7 protein-coding genes are annotated in these 6,747 nt (G+C 62.9%); 2 read left to right on the top strand and 5 right to left on the bottom strand.

Going from position 1 to position 6,747, the window contains the following annotated elements; all coding sequences use genetic code 11:
• Positions 1 to 10: 10 nt before the first annotated feature.
• From AC1DX0_RS04650 to AC1DX0_RS04665, 4 genes are all read right to left on the bottom strand, one after another.
• Entirely contained in the window at positions 11 to 454 is a 444-nt protein-coding gene (locus AC1DX0_RS04650) for an SRPBCC family protein (RefSeq protein ID WP_477221827.1), read from the bottom strand.
• 120 nt (positions 455 to 574) lie between these two features.
• On the bottom strand, positions 575 to 1,402 hold the full coding sequence (locus AC1DX0_RS04655) for a helix-turn-helix domain-containing protein (protein WP_477354404.1): 828 nt from the start codon (positions 1,400 to 1,402) through the stop codon (positions 575 to 577).
• A gap of 180 nt (positions 1,403 to 1,582) precedes the next feature.
• A complete protein-coding gene (locus AC1DX0_RS04660) occupies positions 1,583 to 2,581 on the bottom strand; it encodes an ABC transporter permease (protein WP_477221829.1) in 999 nt (332 codons plus the stop codon).
• A gap of 36 nt (positions 2,582 to 2,617) precedes the next feature.
• Entirely contained in the window at positions 2,618 to 3,358 is a 741-nt protein-coding gene (locus AC1DX0_RS04665; protein ID WP_475450007.1) for an ATP-binding cassette domain-containing protein, read from the bottom strand.
• 450 nt (positions 3,359 to 3,808) lie between these two features.
• Here AC1DX0_RS04665 and AC1DX0_RS04670 point away from each other — a divergent pair, with 450 nt between their 5' ends.
• Together AC1DX0_RS04670 and AC1DX0_RS04675 are read left to right on the top strand one after the other, a co-directional pair.
• On the top strand, positions 3,809 to 4,798 hold the full coding sequence (locus AC1DX0_RS04670; RefSeq protein ID WP_477354407.1) for a sugar-binding protein: 990 nt from the start codon (positions 3,809 to 3,811) through the stop codon (positions 4,796 to 4,798).
• A gap of 186 nt (positions 4,799 to 4,984) precedes the next feature.
• Positions 4,985 to 5,767 (top strand): FadR/GntR family transcriptional regulator, encoded by a 783-nt coding sequence (locus AC1DX0_RS04675; protein ID WP_477221831.1) that lies wholly within the window; start codon positions 4,985 to 4,987, stop codon positions 5,765 to 5,767.
• A 5-nt stretch (positions 5,768 to 5,772) separates the two neighbouring features.
• Here the strand turns inward: AC1DX0_RS04675 and AC1DX0_RS04680 are convergent, their stop codons facing one another.
• Positions 5,773 to 6,711, bottom strand: a complete 939-nt coding sequence (locus AC1DX0_RS04680) for an NAD(P)-dependent oxidoreductase (RefSeq protein ID WP_477354410.1) — start codon at positions 6,709 to 6,711, stop codon at positions 5,773 to 5,775.
• Positions 6,712 to 6,747 lie beyond the last annotated feature (36 nt).

Genomic DNA, 6,747 nt, shown 5'->3' on the forward strand with positions numbered 1-6,747 from the left:
GCCCGCTCCTTCAGCTCTGGTCGGAAAAATGGCTCTTCAAGGCGTTGAAGCCGCCCTGGAAGACATTGGCGCCCATGCCGGCGGCGATCTTGTCGGCTTCTTCGGGTGCCGCATCGAAGCTGGCGGTCCATTCGGCGTAGGTGCGGTCGCCATCGGTGACGCGCCTGAGCTGCAGCGTCGCCTTGTGGTTGGTGAGCGGCTGTGGCGTTTCCAGGATGGAGTAGCTGACGAGAAAATTCTCATCGGAGAAGTCGAGCAGCTTTTCACGGATGCGCGCGCCGCTGGCGAGCTCGAAATTGCGAACGCAACCGATCGCGCCAGCGTCCTTGCCCTCCTCGATATGGCTCTCGACCATGCGCGGATGCCAGCCCGGCAGGCCGTTGAAGTCGCGTATGCGCGCCCAGACCTTTTCGACCGGCGCGTCGATGACGCTGGAGATGGTGACTTTTGCCATAGGACGTTCCCTTGCGAATGCGACAGCTGGGCAAGGGTAGGGCGGCGGTCAGGGCGACGCTTATCAAAGCGTCTTGTGCGCGTATCAAGGAGTCTGAAAAAGCGGACTCGGCAGGCCGGCTCAGGCATTCACCCGTGCGGCCTCTCGGTAAAGCGTCGGCGGTACGCCGACATGGTCGCGGAAGAAGCGCGAGAAATTGCCCTGGGTGGTGAAGCCGAGRTTGCAGGCGACCGAGATCAGCGGCTCCTGCGACCACTGCAGCTGCCGCACTGCTTCCTCCATGCGCAGCGTGTTCCAGTAGACGTTTGGCGTCAGATTGGTCTGTTCCTTGAACAGAGCGAAGAAATGCGGCCGCGACAGGCCAACGCTGCGCGCCACGTCGTCGAACGAGATGCGCTCGCAGACATTGGCCTTCATCAGCTGGATTGCCTTGCGGACGCGGAAATCCTGCATGGTGATGATGCGGATGCGCGCCTCGTGCGGCGCCGAGGCATCGGCGGCGTCGAGGACCGAATCGATGAAGCGCTCGATCTCGTAATTGGCGATATCGTCGACGCTTTCATTGTCGGTCAGATGGTCAAGCAGGCTGGCGGCGGCCTGATGCAGCCAGGGCTCCAGCGTGATCGCTGCCTGCGAAAACAGCGGCGCGGAGGAGGGCAGGTCACGGCGACGCCGCGCCCAGTCGGGATCGATGTAGAAGGCGAGGAACAGGCCGGGCCTGCCGTTCTGCGACAGGACGTGGCTGTGCGGYTSGAAGGAATTGATGCCGGCGGCGGTGYMRGGSCCRAGCYKSACCGTYTSGCGGCCGATGGTCATCTCGCCGGCAGTGCCTTCGAGCCAGATGATSAKATGYGCCTCGACATGGGCATGGGTGACGAAGTCGCTKGCGACATTCAGGACAGAAACATGTCCGAACCGGCCCCAGTAGAGCCTGATCGCGTCCGTCATGGGTATTACCTCCCGCAGACGACTGGCCTCCCTTCGCCTGCATCGAGGATAGTGCGGCCGGTTTTCGGTCTCCGTCAAGGCATGGGCTGTTGGCCGGCAGCCGTGGCGAGCCGCATCAGCCGATTTTCAGACTGAGCGATAGGTTTCCCCTTCTCCCACACGGGGAGAAGGAAAGGCGCTTCAATCGCTGCGCCTGAAATTGCGGATGCGGTCGAACAGCACGGCAAGCAGGATGGCGCCGCCGATGAAGACACCTTGCCAAAAGGCGTTGATGCCGAGCAAGCCAAGGCTGTTGCGGATAACCTCGATGAGGGCCGCGCCGACAATGGCGCCGAAGGCGGTGCCGACGCCGCCGGCCAGATTGGCGCCGCCGATGACGGTGGCGGCGATCACCTGCAATTCCATGCCGGTGCCGAGATTGGTGGTGACGGCGCCCAGCCACCCGGTCTGGATGATGCCGGCAATGCCGGCCGCCAGCGCCGAGATCATGTAGACCGCGACCTTGATCTGCTTCACCGGGACGCCGGTCAGCGTTGCCGCGTGCTCATTACCGCCAATGGCGAAGATGTGGCGGCCGAACTTGGTCCAGCGCAGGGTAAAACCGGTGATCAGCGCCAGTATGATGGTGTAGAGCACCGGATTGGCGATGCCGAATACCCAGGCACCGCCGCCAAGCGCCAGCAGCTTGTTGTGGTCCGGGCCAAACTGGAAGACGACGGTGTTGTTGGAGGCGACCATGGCCAGGCTGCGGGCGATCGACAGCATGCCAAGCGTCACCACGAAGGGTGGAAAGCCGATATAGGCGATCAGAATACCGTTGAAGGCGCCGATGGCGAGCGCGGTGGCGATCGACGCCAGGATGCCGATCTCGATCGAGTAGCCGGCATGCATGGTGACGGCCAGCACCATCGACGACAGGCACAGCACCGAACCAACCGACAGGTCGATGCCGCCGGTGATGATGACGAAGGTCATGCCGAGCGCGATGATGGCGACAAAGGTGATGTTGCGGGTGATGTTGTAGAGGTTCTTCGAGGTGGCGAAGGCGTCGGTGGCAAATGACAGGAAGATGCAGGCGAGGATGACGGCGATCACCACCCAGAAGGTCTGGCTGGCGAACATCCTTGCCAGCAAGGATTGCTGCTTCTGCACGATCGGCTGGTCAATTGTCAGTGCCATCGTCGACCTTTACCCCATAGAGAAAATGCTTGAAAATCAAACCTGTTCGATGGCGCCGGTGATCAGCCCGGTGACTTCCTCGGGCGAGCTCGACGCGATCGTCTTGTCGGCCACCTTGCGACCGCGCCGCATGACGATGACACGGTCGGCGACGTCGAAGACGTCGGGCATGCGGTGGCTGATCAGCACGACTGATATGCCCTGGTCGCGCAGCCGGCGGATCAGGTTCAGCACTTCGGCGACCTGCCTGACCGAGATCGCCGCCGTCGGCTCGTCCATCAGCACGATCTTGGCCTGCGACAGCCTGGTGCGGGCGATTGCCACCGCCTGGCGCTGGCCGCCGGACATCTGCTTGACGAGGTCGCGCGGCCGGGTCTCGGACTTCAGTTCGGCGAAGATCTGGCCGGCGCGCTTGTACATTGTGGCATAGTCGAGAATGCGGAACGGACCGACGCCGCGCCGCAATTCGCGGCCGAGATAGACGTTCGCCGCAGCGGTCAAATTGTTGCAGAGCGCCAGGTCCTGGTGGACGATCTCGATGCCGTGTTGGCGCGCCTCGACCGGCTTGTGCAGGATCAGCTCCTTGTCGTCCATGCGCATCGAGCCATGGCTCGGCCGGAAATTGCCGGCGATCATCTTGACCAGTGTCGACTTGCCGGCGCCGTTGTCGCCCATCAGGCCGACGACCTGGCCGGGCTCGATCGACAGCGACACGTCGTTGACCGCCTGGATGGCGCCGAAATGCTTCGAGATATTGGTGAGTTCGAGAACCGCCACCAGCCTGTTGCCTCCCCATGCCTTGCTGCGCACCTGCTGGAGGCGCGCCCTAGCATCGCTTCTCCAGCTCCTCCCGGAAACAGCGATATCAGGCATTTACGCAAATGCTTGTGCGGGCGTCAATTGTCCGATGAATAGGAAAAGGGTAATTGTCGGACGAATAGTGGAGCGCGGTTCCAAAAAATCCGTTTTGTAGGACAAATAGCAATTGACGTTGGCGCCTCGCCGTTATTAGCTGAGACTCGGAGGAAGATTTGCCGGTCCCCAAGTCATGATTGACGGCGGGGTCGGCGGGAGATCATCGATTGTATCGGCGCTGCCGGTCCGGTCGCATACGAAAATGCTTATCGGCCTTGCCTGGTGACACGAGCATTCGCTCTGCCATCTCGCGTTCAGGCCGATTTGTGTGGCGGGCACGCCGTGTCCGTCTRTTTYMAMGGGAGGACTGACATGAGGAAAWCASTWTTGCTYGCCRCYGYCGCCGYCATGGCGCTGGGCGCCGGGCCGGCTWTGGCCAAGAAGCAGCTCGTCATCGTGGTGAAAGGTCTCGACAATCCGTTCTTCGAGGCCATCCACCAGGGTTGCGAGAAGTGGAACAAGGAAAACGCCAGCTCGGAGTATGAATGCTTCTACACCGGCCCGGCATCGACTTCCGACGAGGCCGGCGAGGCCCAGATCGTCCAGGATATGCTGAGCAAGGCGGATACAGTGGCGATGGCGATTTCGCCGTCCAACGCGCCGCTGATCGCGCAGACGATCAAGACCGCCAACCCGACGATCCCGATCATGACCATCGACGCCGACCTCGCCAAGGAGGATGCCGCACTTCGCAAGACCTATCTCGGCACCGACAACTATCTGATGGGCAAGAAGATCGGCGAGTACATCAAGAAGGGCAAGCCGAACGGCGGTACGATCTGCACCATCGAAGGCAATCCCGCGGCCGACAACATCCTGCGTCGCGCGCAAGGCATGCGTGACGCGCTGTCGGGCAAGGACGGCCTCGCGGCACTTGCCGGCGAAGGCGGCTGGACGGAAGTCGCCGGCTGCCCGGTGTTCACCAATGACGATGGCGCCAAGGGCGTTCAGGCGATGACCGATATCCTCGCCGCCAACCCCAAGCTCGACGCCTTCGGCATCATGGGCGGCTGGCCGYTGTTCGGCGCSCCGCAGCCCTATCGCGATCTGTTCGGGCCGCTGAAGGACCGGATAGCCAGCAACGACTTCGTCATCGGTGCCGCCGACACGATCGGCGACGAGGTGGCGATCGCCAGGGACGGCCTCGTCACCGCGCTGGTCGGCCAGCGGCCCTTTGAAATGGGCTACAAGGCGCCGTCGGTGATGATCGAGCTGATCGAAGGCAAGAAGGTCGACGATCCGGTCTTCACCGGCCTCGACGAGTGCACCAAGGATACGGTCGACACCTGCATCCAGAAGTAGCTTGCGATTTCGGGGCGCTCGGCAACGGGCGCCCCGTTCCCATTGAATTCTTGAACTTGGCGCCGTGGCGAGGGGCAACAGGCTCCGGCCTTGACGCGTCCAGAGTTTGGATTTTCGGCAACGGGATCGGCACCGTGCAACTCCGGATCAATCCGGGTGACAGGCGGCCGACCTATTGGAACGTGGATGCCGGACGAGAAGGCAAAGATACAATCCAGCCGGGCCAAGACGCAAGCCAACCGCAATCCGGCGGTCGTGCGCAGGGCGGATGCGGCGCACTTTGTCGGGTCCAGCGTCCATGCCTCGCTCGCCAGCGAGATCGGTCTGCGGATTGTGCGCGGCGACTATCCGCCCGGCAGCATCCTGCCCAATGAGGCCAAATGGGCCGAAACCTTCAATGTCAGCCGCTCGGCGGTGCGCGAGGCGATCAAGATGCTGATGGCCAAGAGCCTTTTGGCATCGCGCCCCAAGATCGGCAGTTGGGTCGAGCCGAAGGAGCGCTGGAACCTGCTCGACCGCGACGTGCTTGCCTGGTACGCGACCGCACCCGACCGCGAAGCCTTCCTGCGCACCGTGCAGGAATTCCGCCACATCATCGAACCGGAAGCCTCCGCCTTTGCCGCCATGCGGCGCAGCGACGAGCAGATGGCCGAGATCAGCCTGGCCTGCCGCGAGATGGGCGAGGCTGCGAACCTGCCGGAGCGCATCCGCGCCGACACACGCTTTCATCTCGCCATCCTGCGRGCSTCGGGCAACGACCTKYTGGTGCCGCTCGGCGTGCTGATCGAATCSGCRCTCGACCAYCTCTTYGTCTTCACCACGCGCCAGGTCGGCGATCAGCGGCGCGCGCAGAAACTGCATGAAGCGATCGAGAAGGCCATCCGCCTGCAGCGCCCCGCGGCGGCGCGCAACGCCGTGCACAAGCTGCTCGCCGACACCGATGAGGGGATCGGAAGCAGGCGGCGGTAGGGCTCTCAGATCGTCTGCTTCTTACCGTCCTTCGTCGGCATCAGGTCCACCCCATTCACCTTGGCGATGTGCGTTGCCAGCATCGGCACGAACTGTTCGGCCGGGCCGGTGGCGTGGGCGCCGGCGAAGGAATTCTTGGTGGCATTGCCGAGCGGGTTGGCGATGCCGGCGGCACCTGCCATGGACTCCAGATAGGTCAGATCCTTGAAGGCGTTGGCGATGGTGAATTTGTGGGCGTCGCGGTCGCCCTCCAGCGTCCAGCGCATGAAGGTCTGGTAGAARCCGCARTCCATGCGGCCGTTGCGGATGACGCTGTCGAAACGCGSCGGCGAGATGCCGACCTTYTCGGCCAGCGCCAGCGCCTCGGAATAGATSGCGGCRTAGCCCAGMGARATGAAATTGTTGAGCAGTTTCATGCGGTGGCCGTCGCCGGTGTCGCCGATATGGACGATGCGGCCGGCCCAGGTTTCGATCACCGGCTTGACCCGGGCAAAGAGAGTATCGGGCGCGCCGACCATGGCGTCGAGCGTGCCTTCCCAGGCTTCCTTCGGCGTGCGGCTGAGCGGCGCATCGACAAAATCGACGCCGATCTCCTTCAGTTCCGCGGCGAGCGCCACGGTCGAAACTGGATCGGAAGTCGAGCAATCGACGACGACCGAGCCTTTTTTCAAGCCTTCCTTGAGTCCGCCGGGGCCACGGATGATGGCTTCGACCTCGCGCGAACCGGTGACGCAGATGAAGACGATATCAGATGCCGCTGCGACATCGCGTGACGTCKCTGCCTCCTTGGCGCCGCGACCCAGCAGATCTTCCGCTGGCTTGCGGTTCTTGCGGCCGAGGAATGTCAGGGGATAGCCCTTGTCGACGATGTTCTTGGCGATGCCGTGCCCCATCAGGCCAAGGCCGATGAAGCCGATCTTTTCGCGCGTGGCGGAGGTGTTCATGTCGTCTGTCCTATCCCGGATTATCGATAATTGCGC

The organism is Mesorhizobium sp. P3_A9 (assembly GCF_056402975.1).